General features: G+C 42.0%; 16 protein-coding genes. 2 read left to right on the top strand and 14 right to left on the bottom strand.

Features of this window, described 5'->3' with window-relative positions; all coding sequences use genetic code 11:
* Positions 1–76 precede the first annotated feature (76 nt).
* From csrA to ABXT60_RS02095, 9 genes are all read right to left on the bottom strand, one after another.
* Positions 77–274, bottom strand: a complete 198-nt coding sequence (csrA, locus tag ABXT60_RS02135; protein ID WP_443631137.1) for a carbon storage regulator CsrA — start codon at positions 272–274, stop codon at positions 77–79.
* 151 nt (positions 275–425) lie between these two features.
* A complete protein-coding gene (locus ABXT60_RS02130; RefSeq protein ID WP_443631136.1) occupies positions 426–1,661 on the bottom strand; it encodes an aspartate kinase in 1,236 nt (411 codons plus the stop codon).
* A gap of 68 nt (positions 1,662–1,729) precedes the next feature.
* The gene (gene alaS, locus ABXT60_RS02125) at positions 1,730–4,363 is read right to left on the bottom strand and encodes an alanine--tRNA ligase (protein WP_443631135.1); all 2,634 of its coding nucleotides are present in this window, start codon (positions 4,361–4,363) and stop codon (positions 1,730–1,732) included.
* Positions 4,364–4,488: 125 nt separating this feature from the next.
* Positions 4,489–4,986, bottom strand: a complete 498-nt coding sequence (locus tag ABXT60_RS02120) for a regulatory protein RecX (RefSeq protein ID WP_443631134.1) — start codon at positions 4,984–4,986, stop codon at positions 4,489–4,491.
* A 25-nt stretch (positions 4,987–5,011) separates the two neighbouring features.
* Positions 5,012–6,049: a recombinase RecA gene (gene recA / locus ABXT60_RS02115; RefSeq protein WP_443631133.1), complete on the bottom strand. Its 1,038-nt coding sequence runs from the start codon at positions 6,047–6,049 to the stop codon at positions 5,012–5,014.
* A 143-nt stretch (positions 6,050–6,192) separates the two neighbouring features.
* On the bottom strand, positions 6,193–6,693 hold the full coding sequence (locus ABXT60_RS02110; protein WP_443631132.1) for a CinA family protein: 501 nt from the start codon (positions 6,691–6,693) through the stop codon (positions 6,193–6,195).
* A gap of 346 nt (positions 6,694–7,039) precedes the next feature.
* Positions 7,040–7,633 carry a hypothetical protein gene (locus ABXT60_RS02105; protein ID WP_443631131.1) on the bottom strand — a complete coding sequence of 198 codons (594 nt, stop codon included), beginning with the start codon at positions 7,631–7,633 and terminating at the stop codon, positions 7,040–7,042.
* 354 nt (positions 7,634–7,987) lie between these two features.
* Entirely contained in the window at positions 7,988–9,463 is a 1,476-nt protein-coding gene (locus tag ABXT60_RS02100; RefSeq protein WP_443631130.1) for a hypothetical protein, read from the bottom strand.
* Between the two features lie 111 nt (positions 9,464–9,574).
* Positions 9,575–9,865 (bottom strand): hypothetical protein, encoded by a 291-nt coding sequence (locus ABXT60_RS02095; RefSeq protein ID WP_443631129.1) that lies wholly within the window; start codon positions 9,863–9,865, stop codon positions 9,575–9,577.
* A gap of 297 nt (positions 9,866–10,162) precedes the next feature.
* On the opposite strand from ABXT60_RS02095, the gene ABXT60_RS02090 reads away from it, so the two are divergent.
* Together ABXT60_RS02090 and ABXT60_RS02085 are read left to right on the top strand one after the other, a co-directional pair.
* On the top strand, positions 10,163–12,184 hold the full coding sequence (locus ABXT60_RS02090; protein ID WP_443631128.1) for a hypothetical protein: 2,022 nt from the start codon (positions 10,163–10,165) through the stop codon (positions 12,182–12,184).
* A 405-nt stretch (positions 12,185–12,589) separates the two neighbouring features.
* Positions 12,590–14,020: a hypothetical protein gene (locus ABXT60_RS02085; protein WP_443631127.1), complete on the top strand. Its 1,431-nt coding sequence runs from the start codon at positions 12,590–12,592 to the stop codon at positions 14,018–14,020.
* Here ABXT60_RS02085 and ABXT60_RS02080 read toward each other — a convergent pair.
* From ABXT60_RS02080 to ABXT60_RS02060, 5 genes are all read right to left on the bottom strand, one after another.
* On the bottom strand, positions 13,997–14,497 hold the full coding sequence (locus tag ABXT60_RS02080) for a YagK/YfjJ domain-containing protein (protein ID WP_443632060.1): 501 nt from the start codon (positions 14,495–14,497) through the stop codon (positions 13,997–13,999). The two genes, ABXT60_RS02085 and ABXT60_RS02080, sit on opposite strands and share 24 nt — an antisense overlap.
* A 219-nt stretch (positions 14,498–14,716) precedes the next feature.
* A complete protein-coding gene (locus ABXT60_RS02075; RefSeq protein WP_443631126.1) occupies positions 14,717–14,926 on the bottom strand; it encodes a hypothetical protein in 210 nt (69 codons plus the stop codon).
* Positions 14,913–15,131 (bottom strand): helix-turn-helix domain-containing protein, encoded by a 219-nt coding sequence (locus ABXT60_RS02070; protein WP_443631125.1) that lies wholly within the window; start codon positions 15,129–15,131, stop codon positions 14,913–14,915. The genes ABXT60_RS02075 and ABXT60_RS02070 overlap by 14 nt, the downstream gene beginning before the upstream one ends.
* Before the next feature lie 77 nt (positions 15,132–15,208).
* On the bottom strand, positions 15,209–15,862 hold the full coding sequence (locus ABXT60_RS02065) for a hypothetical protein (protein WP_443631124.1): 654 nt from the start codon (positions 15,860–15,862) through the stop codon (positions 15,209–15,211).
* Entirely contained in the window at positions 15,855–17,141 is a 1,287-nt protein-coding gene (locus ABXT60_RS02060; protein ID WP_443631123.1) for a tyrosine-type recombinase/integrase, read from the bottom strand. The genes ABXT60_RS02065 and ABXT60_RS02060 overlap by 8 nt, the downstream gene beginning before the upstream one ends.
* Between the last annotated feature and the right edge of the window lie 210 nt (positions 17,142–17,351).

Raw genomic sequence — 17,351 nt, 5'->3', positions numbered from 1 at the left:
GCGGCCCCTTAGATATTCAAATTTGGTGTGTTGCCAGAGCGCAACCGCCTGACATCTTGCTTGATTGGTAACCACACTACTCGTCTTCAGTGGGTTGCTCAGGTAGGGTTTTTTCATCTTGGATGCGTTGGTAGATCTCTTCACGATGAACTGCAACATCCCGTGGGGCGTTTACACCAATACGCACTTGATTACCTTTTACACCTAGCACGGTGACCGTAACTTCATCACCAACCATCAGTGTTTCACCAACACGTCGAGTTAAAATCAACATATCAAAGCTCCATTTTTCGGGCCGATAAACCAACCACAGCTGATTTTCGAACACCTTTATTATTCCTACAAAACTTGCTTTCTAGCGATGCAAATAAAACCCTAGCCATCACTAGTGTTCCACTTACCCTGTGATGATAGATGTAAATATATTATTCTTCAAGACTTTGCGGCTTATCCATTTCAAAAGTTGAATGTAAGGCCCGCACAGCTAATTCTAAATATTTTTCATCAATAACCACAGACACCTTAATTTCTGACGTAGATATCATTTGAATATTAATATTTTCTCTAGCTAAACTCTCAAACATACGGCTGGCTACACCTGCATGAGAGCGCATGCCTACCCCCACAATTGAGACCTTGGCGATTTTCTCACTACCAATGGCACCTTTTGCATTAAGGCTTTGGGCGACACCTTTTAGTGTAGTCAGTGCTAAATCATAATCGTTCCGATGAACAGTGAAGGTGAAATCTGTGAGACCTTCAGCACTCACGTTTTGCAAAATCATGTCCACTTCTACATTGGCATCGCTTATAGGGCCCAAAATTTTTGACGCCACACCAGGGACGTCAGGCACTCCAGTAACAGTAAGCTTAGCCTCATCGCGGTTAAAGGCGATGCCAGAAATAACGGGTTGTTCCATGGTATTTTCACTCTCAGTTGTAATCAGTGTTCCTGGGCCTTCTTGGAAACTATGTAGCACGCGAAGCGGAACATTGTATTTGCCAGCAAATTCTACGGCTCGTATTTGTAAAACCTTTGAACCCAAGCTAGCCATTTCCAGCATTTCTTCAAAGGTAATTTCTGTAAGACGCCTAGCGTTATCTACCACCCTTGGGTCTGTAGTATAAACCCCATCGACATCTGTATATATTTGACACTCATCAGCCTTTAAAGCAGCTGCTAGGGCTACACCAGTAGTGTCTGAACCACCTCGCCCTAGGGTCGTAATGTTGCCTTGGTCATCAACGCCTTGGAATCCTGCAACCACAACCACACGACCCTCATTAAGGTCGTTACGCATATTCTCCACGTCAATGTTTTGAATACGGGCTTTAGTGTGCGAGGAATCTGTTTGAATTTTTACCTGAGTACCGGTATAGGATCGCGCGGGACAGTCCTTTGCTGCTAACGCCATACACAGCAGGGCAATAGTGACCTGTTCGCCGGTAGAGACAAGAACATCCATTTCACGAGGTAGTGGCCTATCTTGCATCTCATTGGCCATCTGGATCAAACGATTAGTCTCTCCGCTCATCGCAGATACAACGACCACAATATCATGACCTTTATCTCGAAAGCCTTTCACTTTATCTGCTACTTGCTGGATACGCTCTACTGAACCAACAGAAGTTCCACCAAATTTTTGTACATACAACGCCATCTTCATTCCTTAATCGCATTCTAAATCGTTTGCTGCTTTACCTTGTATTTAAGCGTAACAACCTTATGCTAGGCTAGGATGCCTTGCAACCAAGCCTGAGCACTTTCTAAAGCCAAGGGGAGTTGATCTGCTTGACCACCACCTTGTGCCATATCAGGGCGACCACCACCTTTGCCAGACATGTTAGACGCTGTATGACGAATGAGATCCCCCGCTTTTACTTTACTTGTAAGATCTGGTGTTACACTGGCAACAATACTGGCTTTGTCACCTTGTGTAACTGCTAGCATCACCACACCAGAACCTAACTCGCTACTTAATTGGCCTATGGCGTCACGTAACGACTTAGGCTCCACCCCCTCAAGCTGACTAATGAGCACTTTAACGCCATTAATGTCTTGCGCTTGCGAGATGAGATTAGCACCTTGTGATGCTGCCATTTTAGCTTTTAGCTGGTCGAGTTCACGCTCTAGCAGGCGATTTTTTTCAATTAAGGCCTGCACTTTGTCAGTGACTTGTTCCCTACTTGCTTTAACGAGGCCAGAAACTGCTAAAAGTGTGTGGCCAGTATTTGCTAACCATCCACTGGCTGCTGCGCCAGTTAGAGCTTCCACTCGCCTTACTCCAGCAGCCACACCAGCTTCTGAAGTAACCACAAAAGCGCCGATATCACCTGTACGGTTGACATGGGTACCGCCACAAAGCTCTAGAGAAAATATTTGCTCATCCTGCCCCACTGTTCCAGGTTCGGTATGCGTGCTGCCCATGGTAATGACACGCACCCTGTCACCATATTTTTCACCAAATAAAGCCATGGCTCCCGCTGCTTTAGCGTCATCAATGGCCATAGTTTCTGAGGCGACGACTGTATTACCACGAATTTCTTGATTGACTATGGTTTCAATATCAGCCAACTGCGCCGTTGTAACAGGTTCAGGGTGAGAAAAGTCAAACCTAAGCCTATCTGGGTCAACTAAAGAGCCCTTTTGCGTAACATGGTCGCCTAATACTTGGCGCATCGCCTCGTGAAGAAGGTGAGTTGCAGAGTGGTTTTTTGCAGAATTAGCGCGCAAACTGCCATCTACTAAAGTTTCTACGGTATCCCCTAAACTGACCTGACCACTAATAAGCTGTCCATGGTGAATAAAGTGCTGTCCTTGTTTTTGCGTGTCTGTAACTTGAATACGGCCACCCTGCCACTCAATAACGCCATGATCTCCTGTTTGACCACCTGCCTCAGCATAAAAAGAGGTTGTATCCAAAACGATCTGGATAGCACCAGACTGGGTTACACTTTGACATAGCTCACCTTCAACAATCAGGGCCATAACCTTGCCAGTGTGAGTTAATTTTTCATAGCCTTGGAAATGGGTCTGGCCTGCTAACTCTAACTTTTGAGTATAGTCCACTACAAAACTACTAGCTGAGCGAGCACGGGCACGTTGCTCTTCCATAGCAATTTCGAAGCCGTCAATATCCATCTGCATATTCTGCTCACGAGCAATATCAGCAGTAAGATCAACTGGAAAGCCATAGGTATCGTAGAGCTTAAAAATTGTATCCCCTGGAATAATATCCCCGCTGAGCTTGGCTAGATCTTGATCGAGAATACGCATCCCCTGATCTAGGGTTTTAACAAATTGTTTCTCTTCTTTGGTAATCACTTTTTCAATATTAGCCTGTGCTGCTATCAAGTCTGGGTAGGCTTCACCCATTTCGGTGACCAAGGGTTTTACTAGTTGGTTTAAAAAGCTGCCTTTGGCGCCCAACTTATTACCATGGCGAATTGCACGCCGCATAATACGACGAAGTACATAGCCACGGCCTTCATTAGACGGCGTCACTCCGTCTAAAATCAGAAAAGATACCGAGCGAATGTGGTCCGCAATAACACGTAACGATTTGCTTTCTATATCGTCAGTGCCAATAACTTCCGCGGCAGCCTTTAATAAGTGCTGAAAAAGATCAATTTCGTAGTTTGAGTGGACATTTTGTAGAATTGCTGCAATGCGCTCTAAACCCATACCCGTATCGATTGATTGCTTTGGCAAGGGTGTCATTGTGCCGCTGGAATCGCGGTTAAACTGCATGAACACCATGTTCCAAATTTCGATATAGCGATCACCATCTTCTTCTGGAGTGCCTGGAGGGCCGCCCCAAATATCTTCACCATGATCATAAAATATTTCAGAACAGGGGCCACAAGGGCCAGTGTCACCCATAGACCAAAAGTTATCTTCGTCTAAACGGGAAAATCGCTGCTGATTGATACCAATTTCTTCAAACCAGATTTTTTCGGCTTCAGCGTCACTGTGGTGCACTGTAACCCACAGCTTATCTTCAGGAAGACCTAGCTCTACCGTTAAAAAGTTCCATGCGAACTTAATTGCGTCTTGCTTAAAATAATCACCAAAGCTGAAGTTTCCTAACATTTCAAAAAAAGTATGATGGCGGGCTGTGTAGCCCACGTTTTCAAGGTCATTATGCTTGCCACCAGCGCGCACACAGCGCTGAGAAGAAACAGCACGTTGATAGGATCGCTCTTCGTCGCCTAAAAAAACATCTTTAAACTGAACCATTCCCGCATTAGTGAATAACAAGGTCGCATCATTACCAGGCACTAAAGAACTACTAGGCACGACTTGGTGCCCCAAGTTTTGGTAATAAGTAAGGAACGCCTGACGGATAGCCGCTATTTTCATGGTCAGTCTCGCTGTTAAGACAAAAGGGCAAGTATATACTGAACCACTAATATCTTTCGACCATTGCAGACGATTTACACTCTAAATTACCTATTTATTGAACATTTTTATATAAATGGGCAGACTCACGGTTGCTTGTCTGGGTGCATATCCAAGGCATAGTAAATATGTTCTTGGGCAAAACCACGTTGGTATAAATATTTTGCTTGCTTGGATCTTTCTTTAAGACTGCTGGCCAATGCCCAACCGCAGTGCTTGCGCTTTTGCTGTAATGCCTTTTCAAACCAATCAAACTGCTGTTCCTGCATTTGCCTGAACACCAAATCACGGTCTAATCCATATTGCACACCCCATTGATAGAGCCGTGATGGACCATAACCCACATTCGCCTTTGATCGAACTAGCACTTCCGAGAAGCGCAAGTCCGATTGCAAACCCAAACGCTGAAGATCGTCAAGCAAACTTTCTAAGTCAACTATCCAACCGTTTTCGACTGCCTTAATATGAAGCTTTCGCTGCAACTCATTGCGAGATTGCTCACGACGAGCCAACAAACCTATCGCTTTATAACGTAAGGCTGAAGTTTGTTTTTTTTGCTCTGTAGCCACATTCTGATTTTGCATAACCAACAAAATTTAAAATAACAATTTAAAAGGTCAGTGGTGTAACTACATCTCCTGCTGCTTCTTTAGCTTTAGGGATACTCAAAAGAGCTTCCCTAATTTGCAGTTCAATCTCTTCCCCAATCTCTGGGTGATCTAACAAGTATTGCGCAGCATTGGCTTTACCTTGACCAATCTTGTCACCTTTATAAGCGTACCAAGCGCCGGCCTTATCCACCAAATTTTGCTTCACACCCAGATCAATAATCTCTCCCATACGGTAAATACCTTTACCGTATATGATTTGAAACTCTGCTTGCTTAAAAGGTGATGCTACTTTGTTTTTAACAACCTTAACTCGCGTTTCATTACCTACAATCTCATCGCCACTTTTTACTGCACCTATGCGACGTATATCCAAGCGGACCGAAGAGTAGAATTTTAATGCATTACCACCAGTTGTAGTTTCTGGGCTACCAAACATTACGCCAATTTTCATCCGAATTTGGTTGATAAATATTACCAAACAGTTCGCATTTTTAATATTTCCAGTAATTTTACGCATGGCCTGAGACAATAAACGCGCCTGCAATCCTACGTGATGGTCACCCATTTCGCCTTCAATTTCTGCCTTAGGTGTCAACGCGGCTACAGAGTCGATAATAATCACATCAACAGCATTTGAACGTACAAGCATGTCAGTAATTTCAAGCGCCTGCTCACCTGTGTCTGGCTGACTCACTAATAAGTCGTCAACATTAACGCCCAACTTTTCTGCATAGCTTGGGTCTAAAGCATGCTCAGCGTCAACAAAAGCACAGGTTTTACCAATTTTTTGAGCTTCAGCTATCACCTGTAGGGTCAGCGTCGTTTTACCAGAAGATTCTGGACCATAGATTTCACAAATTCGTCCAAATGGTAAACCACCTATGCCTAAAGCAATATCTAAGCCAAGTGAACCAGTAGACACTGATGGGATAGCTTCTCTAGGTTGGTCGCCCATGCGCATTACTGCACCCTTACCAAATTGGCGTTCGATTTGACCTAGCGCCGCATCGAGGGCTTTTTGTTTGTTTGCATCCATGAGGTTCACCTTGTTTTTTTGGGTCTTAAGCCCAAGCTTTGAGTCTTTTTTGACACTGTAGTTACATACAGTAACTGTTTGTATGTACAGTATTAAAACATACCTACAAAAAAGTGCAAGGCTTAATATTTAAAAAGCTATTACTACTGACTAATTAAGGCCTTTAGAGCCATACACACCGCGTCATTTTGGATTTTTTTTCGACTACCTTTAAAATGGTGAAGTTGACTAGTCACCACCAACCCGCCTTGAGACCATGCAATCCAAACACTTCCCACAGGTTTTTCTGTAGTACCTCCATCAGGCCCAGCAATGCCACTCACTGCCACACACACACTTGCAGTCATTGCCTGACAACCACCTATTGCCATGGCTTCAACCACTTCCTTACTAACCGCCCCATGGGCTTTAATTGCCTCCGCTTCAACGCCAAGTAGATTAATTTTGGCACTATTACTATAGCTAATAATACCCCCGTTAAACCATGCTGAGCTTCCAGGAAGCGAAGTCAGTGCAGCACCAATCGCACCCCCGGTGCACGACTCTGCTGTGGCTAGGGTAAGGCCCTTTTTTACAAATAAGCGGGCCACTTCAATAGCTAGATCTTCGGTTTGGGTCGGGTCTAAAACTAATTTACTTTGCATGAGCATAAACACCATTATTACAACAGTAGTATTGGCTGCTGCCAATATGGAAGTCACTATGAACCCAGATTGCACTTGAGAGCAAGTTTAAATTGCTCGAATTGGGGTGCTTCTAGTAACATGGTTCTTTTAGCTTTCGTCATCTTACCCGCGAGATTATCTTCATGGTAGTCACTAGTACAATTAGCAACCATACCCCCATGATGCATAGGTATACTATCCCTTTAAATACAACAACTTGAAAACATGCATAAAAATAATATACACCATGCCCTACACTAAAGCTGACGATACATAATACTTCTTGGACAGTAAATAGCTCAACGAGCTAAACCATACCCCCATCTCAATTGCCAGAATCATTATTTGTTTCACCCCTATTTAATAGAAACTCACTAATAGCTAATTGAACGATTGAACGATCTAATTGATGCCCTTGATTTGGCATTATTTGCACTTGGTCAGCGTCTATTAACTCACTAAACTTGCGCACCATAATCGGGCTACAGGAACCAGCATCTAATTCTCCAGAACATACAGCCAAGTAGCTAGGTTTAGCAATCCTGCCCTGCTCTAGAGCCTCTGACCAAAGTCTTTGATTCGGTGGTCTTGAGTAGAACATTTCTTCTTCTACTAACGTTAAGCCTAGCGCAGGTGACAACAGTAACACTTGGCTAGCTATTGATGACCGATCGATGAATGCAGACATTAGCAAATACGCACCATAGGAGTTAGCAATAATGCTGGTGTTAGGGCCATCAAACCTATGTAACAAATCAGGAATGGTTGATATTTGTTCCTCAAACGGCAACGATAAAAAGATGCTGTTAACTGAAAGGCCTATGCGATGAGGCTCGATGGTTTTTAGGTATGCCCCCAACCCTTCATTAGCATCGCCACCACGGCCTGTAATATAAATGACCAGTTGATCTGTACTCATATCGTTTAGACCCTGCGAGGCTTGCTGACTGACCAATTATCAGCATTATTGTAGTGATGATTATCCCTCTTTGAAAGCCACCTTTGTACCCACTGATTTGCTGCCTCAACCATGACAGGGTCTTTCGCATACTTGGTACACAGTAATTGTGGTTTGACTTGAGTAAAGACTCGCGGCAAGTCCAATCTATCTGCGCCCCAGCAAGTAGCTACCGTTTGATTAGGAGCATAAGTGCCACCCGTATGCTGCTGACAGGACATCTTAAGGAGCTTTAAATCATCTAAATTGCGAGTTAGCAGCCCATCATAACTATTTCGATGACGATTACCATAATCACGCTGAACCATATTTTAATTACTTAATTCGACCATACTTTAGAGGTATGTAACCTAATTTTGCTGAGTTATAGTGTCTATCTTTCGCTGCGCTAATGACTATGATTCGTGAGTTGTCCATATCCATTGCTATCACCTGCCCGTTGTAACCAAGCATTACCATTATTTTTTGACCATTTAAGCCATAGACATCTGTCCAAAACTGGCCAGCATAGCTCTTTGCTGTATGACCAAAAGTCGGATTTCCCCACTTTAGATCTGCCGAATCCCAACTACTAATCCTTCTATTAGTAGGTACCCGACGATTATAAATCTCTTTCAGATAACGACCCTCGCAAGTATCGCCTTGCCAATCATCCACCATAAGCTTTGCTATTCGTAAGTAATCATACCGTGTAGCTGAAATACCATATCTACCGGCTCCTTGATCAATCCTTTCTTGCATAGATGGGTTATAGGAGTTTTCTCTACCTATTCTATTTGTCGCTAGATACACTGGATTTTGAATTCTCACTTTGGCCTGATAAAAATTTTGGATGAAAGGCTCAAAGTCCGATCCGACCCGATGCATTATGTAATTAAATAAAATATCTGCAGTCAAATTGCTGTATTTAAATTTTGCGTTTTTAATAGGTTTGGAGTTTTTTAGTTCATTAATATCTTGTGTGGCGCGTTTTAACGGATCCGAGTCATGGATGTGCCGCCCTGTTTTGGTAAAACGAATAGTCATATCATCAAGGACACTTGAATCACCAGCTTTCATATTAAGAAGATTTATAATTGGCTGACCAAAATACAGCGTATTAGACATTAGCGGCCAATCGTTTATCGGTGCATCAATTGACTCAATGTACCCTTCACATATGGCGTGGCCAATTAAATATGAGGTAATACTTTTACCCATTGAATGGGATGAAAAGTATGATTTGTCATCAAAAACTATGTTAAACCGTTCAGACGGCGCCACTTCATCGTAAACAATCTCTCCGTTTTCAAAATATAAGTAGCTCAAAATTGTTTTGGTATTCATCTCCAATTCAATGTCTTTATTGCGTTCAATATTCCTATTGAATGCATAAGAAGTAGAAGCTGGTTGAATCTTATAAAACTTGTTAGCGTACCTTCGTTGAGAGTCATTTTTCACATAATAATGGGCAATGGTTGCATCGTTTGGTTGGTAATTCAGATTATCGGGTAGTTCATATGGAGAATTTTTGAATTCTTGAATTTTATTAGACTTATCAATGTCCCCGTTCGCATTGATATATTTGAAGGGTAGTACTGATTTAGATACGTTTTTCTGGGCGCTACCACATCTAAGGCTTCTACTAATAACCTCTTCAAGATACGTCGGCTCATCTGGCTTACTAAGTAGCAAACGACAAACTGTCTTGTCACTCCATCCACTCATGTCTTGGGCGCTAGCCTCTGCCGCCATTACACCTGCTAGTATGAAACACAATAAGGTGTATATTCTATATATAGTTTTATTCATGGCCTTTCCTTGTCCCTACTTTGATGCCTCTGTTCTAAAACTTAGCATACCTCACAATTGTGCTAGTGCGCATAGGACTTATAACGGCTTCAGGCATACATCTACCTAAACTTAGCCTGTGTATGCCACCAACTGTATTTTCGTAGGCATTAAGGGTGCATTAACTTCAAGCAATGTCGTTTTTGTGGGCCTGCCATACCCCCGATCGAGTATCGCAGTAGCAGCAGCAATTCGAGCTGAATCGCTCTGGCTTGTATTCATAACGCCCACGAGCGCGCTCAAGGCGTCATTGGTGTACTCGCGAGCCAACTCTGACAGGTTCAACTTAAGCTCTGAGGTTGCCTTATTACCAGCCCCTGCTGGCCTACCAGAACCTTCTCTCATTCCGCCATGTGATGCCATGTTGATTTCCTTTTGGTAAATCTATCAGGTGTATTTTACCACATTAGGTTATTCGCATACATGGCCAGCCTAGCATCTACCTCGAGCTATAGGCACCACTCTTAACCCTCCGCTCTAACATCGATTAAGCACCTTACAGCCACACTCTAAGCTGCGTTCGCTCTTCCAGCACTACATTGCTACCAATACTCACTAGCGCTGCTTAGAAATTGCTGTAAGGCTTAAATCAAAACCTTTCCGAGGAATTAAATGGTACTGTAGTCTTAGAATTAAATTGAAGATTTAGGATGGGTTATAGTGAATTGGAATATTCGGGTAGTCTTGGTACTCACTGCATTAGTAATGGCAGCAAATGCTTTGGCTCAAGACCTATCTGGTTGGTCTGATAAGACTGTATGCCGCTTAGTCGAAACTAATGGTGTCGCAGTTTACGTAGAAGAGGCTAGCAGTCGTGGCCTTGCTTGCAAAGCTCCAATTAAAGCCAAACCTACCAAACCCAAGTCTAAGAGTTCTAGTGGAATTGATACTTATGGCGGTAGTGGCTATATATTAGAAAATGAGAGTCCAAATTTTGAAAGCTTAAGGTGGTCTCTTTATAGAAAATTACATTACAGACCGCTGCAAGGTCTAAGGTTTTATTCGGTTCAAGCGTCAAATCCTTTCAACTTTGAGTTTGATCTTCGAGAGGACACATTCATAAAACAACAAATGCAAACAACCCCATTGTTGAGTTATCTATTATTTGAAGATGGAAAAATTGTAATAGATGAAATCACTCCTAAAGACAGATTTGGAGATATGTTCACAGAAAAAACTATATATCACTCAATGTCTATGGGTAAAAGTATGACTTCATACATAGCAGGTCATGCTATATGTGAGGGGAGAATCAAAAGTGTCGATTCAAGATTAGATTGGCCGATACTTCAAAATACACTTTATCATAATCAAAAATTAATTAATCTACTCAATATGGCATCGGGTGACCAAGCTTATAGTCAAAATGATGAAAGTGGTTTATCTATTCAAAGCAGGATGGCAACTGAGTTTAAAGGCTCAAAAAAATCTAACACTCGATACCATTATACAAATATGAATACAAATCTAGTACTGTCCTACCTCCTCTTTAAATATGGCGATGAAGGTTTTAAGGCACTATTTGATGATATTTTTCAGAAAAAAGCGGGGATCAAAAATGAAGTGCTTTTGAACAAAACAAATAATGCATTTAAACATGAAAACTCTCTAGGACATCAGTTTTTTATAACTCGATATGACTATCTAAGGATAGCAAAAGCGATGCTCGATGATTGGCAAAATGATACTTGTGTTGGACAATATTTAAAAACCATTCATGAAAGAAGAATACCAAAAAATGGCACTCAAGGCACTAAAGGCAGAGTTGGCTTACCTCTGAGTTATGGCGGTTTTTTTCATACTGGCTACAAAGGAATGGAAAATAGACCAGTAATGGGCATGGATGGAAATGGAGGTCAAACTATATTAATTGACTTTGAAAGAGGAAGAATTGTTGTAACACAAGCAGTTTTTGATAATATGAGATTTCCTGATAAGGCCAGTTATAATTGGGAAAAAATAGCTTATGAAACAATTAAATATGGCAAGCCAGCTTCAAAAGCAAAAGCAAAAAAGCCTACAGAAGCTGTCATCAATCCTCAGCAGCTAATTTTACATAATGAAGCCAGACGACAATCTGATAGAAAATCAAAAGCATACTGGGATGATTACTATGACAGGATTTTCTTTGGAGCTTCAGATGACAGCTCAACGATGTTTAGTGAAGACTTTGAGAATCTAGATCAGCGTGACATCCGAGTAGGTGACGAAAATCATAAATGGTACATAAAACAGGATAATGATGGTAACTCAGTCTATTGCAACAATGTAACAAATGGCTGGACTCATTTTATTTTTGGAAGTGCTAATTGGTCTGACTACTCCATTTCATACAGAATGAAATTTTCTGCTGGTAAAGGAGGTACGGCAGAAACGCACATCAGAAAGACACATGGTAGTGATTACAGGGCAAGAATTGGTTCGTATGGAGGTGTCGAAATACAGTTTGCTGGGAACGCTGACATATTTCCTGACAATATAGCTACAGGTTATGTATCAACTAAAACAGGTGAATGGCTGGACATTCAGTTAACTGCATCAGGTGACAATATAAAGTATCTCGTTGATGGTGAAGTTGTTGCTAGCGCCATAGATGATAGAGCAAAAAAAGGCTCTGGATTCTTGGCAGTCTCTGCTAATTCAGAAGTTTGCATAGATGATATTGTTGTCAATAAGATGTAAAAAAGATTGGGTGGAAATTTGGGCTTAAGCAGCTGCATCTTTTGAAACCAGTGAGTTAATGGATACCATTAACTTTATTAGCCAGCTTTAGCCTCACCCGACTACCTGAATAGTTATTAGCCCCAAGCTGTCAAAGCCCTTATCTAGCAACTTAGCCAAATATGAGTATCTGTAAAATGGTTCTGCTTTAGTTATTACCCTTACTCCACTTCACACCCGCTCTAACATCGATTAAGCACCTTACAGTCATACTGTAAGCTACGTTCGCTCATCCAGCACTACAATGCTACCAATGCCCATTAGCTCTGCTTAGAAATTGCTGTAAGGCTTTAAACCAGAACATTTCCTAGACATTAAATGGTACTGTAGCCTTAGAATTAAATTACAGATTTGAGATGGATCATAATGAATTTGAATATTCGGGTAGTCTTGGTACTCGCTGCATCATTAATGGCAACACACGCGCTGCCTCAATACATGGCGGAGTGGAGTGATGGAACAGTTTGCCGCTTAGTCGAAAGTGATGGCGGCGCAGAATATGTGGAGGAGGCAACCAGTCGTGGCCTTGACTGTCATCCCCCCATTAAATCTGCTAACGCCAAGCCGACTAAACCAAAAATCGAAGTGATAACCTATTTTGGTAATCGTGGAGACACTGATATGCCGAACAATATTGAGTGGCAGCCAAACGATGTAACACTTTCTCATTACTACAAAATGACCGATAGGTTGCGGTTTGATAGGGAGCGTACTTACACGGTAGAGCCATCTGACGACCCTGTCGTATTTGTTAAAAAAATTGAACAACATAAAGTTATAGCCCGTGAAATGGCGACTAAAACCGCGTTTAGCTATCTGTATTATGAAGATGGCGTAGTGATTTATGATGCTATGCCTCCAGAAGGCCGCTTTACAATGGCATTAGATAACAGCTCTTACTTCCAATCTCATTCAATCGGTAAAAGTATAACGTCCTATATAATTGGCCATGCCATTTGTGAAGGCTACATTAAATCTATAGATGCCCCCATAACAGATTGGCCTTTCATGGAAAACACACTTTATTATGGCCAACCTTTGATCCAACTATTAAATATGTCTGCTGGGGATGGTAACGTCATAAAGAGTGGTGAAATAAATTTTATTAAAACAGGACGGAGCGCTCATGGAAATGCTCCTCTAAGTACGGCGGCGAAAAACCCACTTGAACTGGCAAATACAAAACCGATTAGTTCTCCTAGATTTTCATACAGCGACTTAACAACGGACGTTTTGTTTAGCTACATGATGTATCGTGTAGGTTCAGACTTTGACAACTTCATGGATAACTTTTATCAAAATAAAGTTAGAATCAAACACCCAGTTTATTTAGACATGAATCCGCTAGAGGGGCGACCATATTATCAACCAACTGAAGACCGAATAGAGCAGGGTGCCGGTCGTTTTGGGGTAAGTGCCACACGATACGACTATCTCCGTATAGCAAAGGCAATGGTGGATGATTGGAAAAATGATACTTGTGAAGGTAAGTACCTAAAAAGCATTTATGATCGCCGAGTATCAACTAACCGTCGTACTGACACTTGGAACAAGAAGGATCGCAGATGGGGGGAGCCTGATTTTCACAGACTATCTAAAAGATACGGGGGGCAGTTTTGGACCGATATTGTGGGCCTTCATAGACGTCATGTCTTGGTGATGCTTGGACTTGGTGGAAGTACAGTTGCTATGGATATGGATAACTCTCGGATCGTAGTCATAAACGCAATTAAACAACATCACGTCAACATCAAAAAACTAGCCTACGAACCATTAAAATATGGTCGTATTCGTTAACCTAACTATTATTGTGGAATGCAGTGTTAAGGGTTTTGGCTTTACTCGACTGCCAGAATAGTTATTAGTACTCAAGCTGCCATAGCCCTTACCTCGCACCTTAGCCAAGTATGAGCATCTGTAAAACGCCTCACCAAATGCTTTGTCATCACCACGGTGTACCTTATAAAAACAGTGCTTTGGCACGTATGGTCTAGGATGCCCTCTAACAGACCATCGATCCTGTAACCAACCTAGCAATGCCGAAGGATGCTGTATTTTGTTAGCGTCGATTATAAGCATTACATGATAATGCTGGCTCTTTGAACGCTCCTGCTCACGTACCCATAGGTAACCAAAACGCGTGCATTTGTAGTAACTGTAGAGCCGTTTTCTGATCTTACACATGAATCTAGATAGCTCACTGTTACAAGGTGTGTATTTGTCACAGTGTAAGTCGACCCGCACCACGATTACTTTATTGTGGTGACTGAGCATTGCCTGCATTTGACCGTGCATAGCGTTCAGAATGTCCGTGAAACACGAATGTTTATTATTGCCTGTATTGATGCCATACGAGTCTGAGCCAATTATGTATGGGCTTTGGTTTGTCGTAACCATTGGTTAGTCCTGCTATAAGATAATATGAAACACCTACCAAATTACAAAATAGACGAACCAAGCCAGCCATAGCCTGATCCGCATTATTGCTAAAAATTATTGTGGTGGGATCTTTTCAGATATCTGATAGGGTCTAAAAAAATACAATGCGCAAGACAACGCAGTGCAGTTACGAATTTCCTTCTTAAAGCCCTTTTCTAAGTGGTCTTTAGTACAACCCATACATTCGGCACACTTAGCCTCGATAGCTCGTGTACGGGTAGGTGCAAGGCTATAAAAACGTGCTACAGGGTTATGATTTCGCATCAGAGCCACCCCTAAGAGCTGCAACTGACTCTATATGGATTCTTGCAGAACGACCGACATTATATTTGTGCAGCATTCCTTTTTTAACCAACCGCCAAATAGTTGGATGAGATACCTGTAAAACCTGACTGGCCTGAGAAATCGTCAGATCTTGTAGGTGGCGATACTGTTCTGGAACATTTTTTGAGCTGGTTTGATTCTTCATGATACTGCCTATTGCTTATTGGAAAAACCAATTACAACAGGCCGTTTCAGGGTTATTCGGAAACCCTGAAGATAATTTTATAAATTAATTTTTTTTGCTTTCGAGATTCGATTCCGAAACTCTCCAAAGCCAGTTTTGCGCAACTCACCTTTGTAATTTACCCATCCAATTTCTTTTTCATCATGATCAATGTATTCGATAGTTGGGTTAACAGGGCTGTCATAAACTTGCAGTTGATCTAATACCGTACGCCAAGTCGGTGGATTATCCGCGTTCAACTTATTTAGCCTATGCACACATTCAGACACAAGAACGGTAAGGTTGGTGACCTTGGCCCCAGCACCCGTTAGGTTTTTGGCTTGCATGTATCCTCGACGAGCGTAATCTCCAGCCAGATGATATATGCCATTCTCTGGCTCCATGTCCGATGCCCATCTAACATGAGCAACAAAGCCAACAGTTTCAGTAAAGTAATCTGGCTCCATTACCCTTCCACAGGGGTATAACGCTGGATAATCCCATTTTGAGTCACCTACAAAAAGACCCACCCAATTATTTATTTCTGCCTCACAATATCCCCAGTCATTTCTCATCTTCAAAATACAGTTAAAATATCTAACTTTTGTAGGATCTGGCACCCAACTGCTCAACTCTCCCATTACAAGAGCAACATCCTGTTTTTCCCGCAGCAGGATCATCTTTGCTGCTTCATCTAACGTTAGCTCATTCATGGGTTTGCCCCCCTAACCTATCAAAATGATCGCCTAAGGTAGTAAGCCACTCTCGCCGCTCTTCTTCATAGTTGTATTGATTGTATAATCCAGCAACCCCTAGCAGCTTATGGTGTAATATTTTTTCACCAATTTCGTATGGACATTTGAGCTTTGCTAAATGCGTTCTTGCAGTTTTACGAAGGTCGTTAGGTGACCAGTCAATTACTGGGCATATAGTTTGCGCTTTATAGGTTTTAGCTTTTGAGCGACCTGAATGGCTATAAACTTCAACACCAAGCACCTTTTGCTTAATATGCCCTCCCGTGCGAGATTTAAACCAATACCCACTACCCCTTCTTTTTCTAGCTATCTCCAACGCTCGACCAACTAGTGGAACAACATGATCAGCATGCGGTATTTTCATTTCATGGGACGGTATTACGATGCTCCAAGCTTCAACACCCTCGACTAACCAATCATCTCTGAGCCGACACACTTCGCCACTTCTCAAACCAGTGTATAGCGTTAACGTCAGCACATCACGCACGGTTTCAGAGTAGTTATGCATCCATGGTAGCAGCTCAGACAATTCATCATCAGTCAGTACCCTGCGCCGCTGGCCCTGCTTCAACTTACCACCAATATCAGAATTTATTGGGCAGGGGATGTTTGTGTACCCTGTATTAAATGCATATTGCCAAGCGCACTTAAGCTCGCGCCGAAAGACTCTAGCAACGTCTTTTGATCGCTTTGATATTTCAAAAATATGATTATGTATTGTAGTTTTCAGACCATCACCAACAACCACCGCAGCCAAGACACCTAGGTCTTTCTCCATTATTCGTTGTACTTCACGGGTACCCTTGGGTTGGCGGGTGTTTTCTAACTTTTCTACAATGTACCGCTCAATCATCCGTTGAAAGGTATGACCCTCAACATCACTTTTTCCAATACTTCTCTTAAGTAGTTCTTTATCTTGTTGCTGTGAAATCTTTGGATCTATGTTTGTGTCTCTAAGCTTCTTGAATTTACGATATTCTTCCCGAGCTTCTGCTAAATCCATAGAAGGATAAGAACCAAGGGTAATCTGTCTTAGTTTATTGCCTACCCTATAACGGTAATACCACGACTTCGAGCCACTCTTGTTGGCCTTTACTCTCAAACCTTCGTGAGGTGGCACGTCAGCCAAGTCAGCCATCTCCCATTTAAGACCTTTCACAGCCAAACTAGAAAGCGGCTTACGATGTTGAGGTTTGCGTGAAATCACTACTGACCGTACAATTGTATTTTGCGTCATGATATTCCTGAAACAGGACGGTTACCTGCTCTTTAGTTATTTACCTAGGATAACCCTTACTCAAGATACTAATCATTTGAGCTAAAAGCCTACACTAGAACCTACACTAAAGAATGAACCCTCTTAATACAAGCATTTACTTCATGACACTAATTGATAGTTAAAGCGATTGAATTTAATTTCAATATAAACATAGAGTTATGATTAATT

It is taken from the genome of Candidatus Njordibacter sp. Uisw_056 (assembly GCF_047730085.1).
GTDB lineage: Bacteria > Pseudomonadota > Gammaproteobacteria > Pseudomonadales > Balneatricaceae > Njordibacter.
This window is presented reverse-complemented; position numbering and strand designations above follow the sequence as displayed.

Bases quoted from the DNA above. Each gene is read 5' to 3' on its own strand.
- csrA (WP_443631137.1), bottom strand. From the start codon at position 274: ATGTTGATTTTAACTCGACGTGTTGGTGAAACACTGATGGTTGGTGAT.
- ABXT60_RS02130 (WP_443631136.1), bottom strand. From the start codon at position 1,661: ATGGCGTTGTATGTACAAAAATTTGGTGGAACTTCTGTTGGTTCAGTA.
- alaS (WP_443631135.1), bottom strand. From the start codon at position 4,363: ATGAAAATAGCGGCTATCCGTCAGGCGTTCCTTACTTATTACCAAAAC.
- ABXT60_RS02120 (WP_443631134.1), bottom strand. From the start codon at position 4,986: ATGCAAAATCAGAATGTGGCTACAGAGCAAAAAAAACAAACTTCAGCC.
- recA (WP_443631133.1), bottom strand. From the start codon at position 6,049: ATGGATGCAAACAAACAAAAAGCCCTCGATGCGGCGCTAGGTCAAATC.
- ABXT60_RS02110 (WP_443631132.1), bottom strand. From the start codon at position 6,693: ATGCAAAGTAAATTAGTTTTAGACCCGACCCAAACCGAAGATCTAGCT.
- ABXT60_RS02105 (WP_443631131.1), bottom strand. From the start codon at position 7,633: ATGAGTACAGATCAACTGGTCATTTATATTACAGGCCGTGGTGGCGAT.
- ABXT60_RS02100 (WP_443631130.1), bottom strand. From the start codon at position 9,463: ATGAATAAAACTATATATAGAATATACACCTTATTGTGTTTCATACTA.
- ABXT60_RS02095 (WP_443631129.1), bottom strand. From the start codon at position 9,865: ATGGCATCACATGGCGGAATGAGAGAAGGTTCTGGTAGGCCAGCAGGG.
- ABXT60_RS02085 (WP_443631127.1), top strand. From the start codon at position 12,590: ATGAATTTGAATATTCGGGTAGTCTTGGTACTCGCTGCATCATTAATG.
- ABXT60_RS02080 (WP_443632060.1), bottom strand. From the start codon at position 14,497: ATGCTCAGTCACCACAATAAAGTAATCGTGGTGCGGGTCGACTTACAC.
- ABXT60_RS02075 (WP_443631126.1), bottom strand. From the start codon at position 14,926: ATGCGAAATCATAACCCTGTAGCACGTTTTTATAGCCTTGCACCTACC.
- ABXT60_RS02070 (WP_443631125.1), bottom strand. From the start codon at position 15,131: ATGAAGAATCAAACCAGCTCAAAAAATGTTCCAGAACAGTATCGCCAC.
- ABXT60_RS02065 (WP_443631124.1), bottom strand. From the start codon at position 15,862: ATGAATGAGCTAACGTTAGATGAAGCAGCAAAGATGATCCTGCTGCGG.
- ABXT60_RS02060 (WP_443631123.1), bottom strand. From the start codon at position 17,141: ATGACGCAAAATACAATTGTACGGTCAGTAGTGATTTCACGCAAACCT.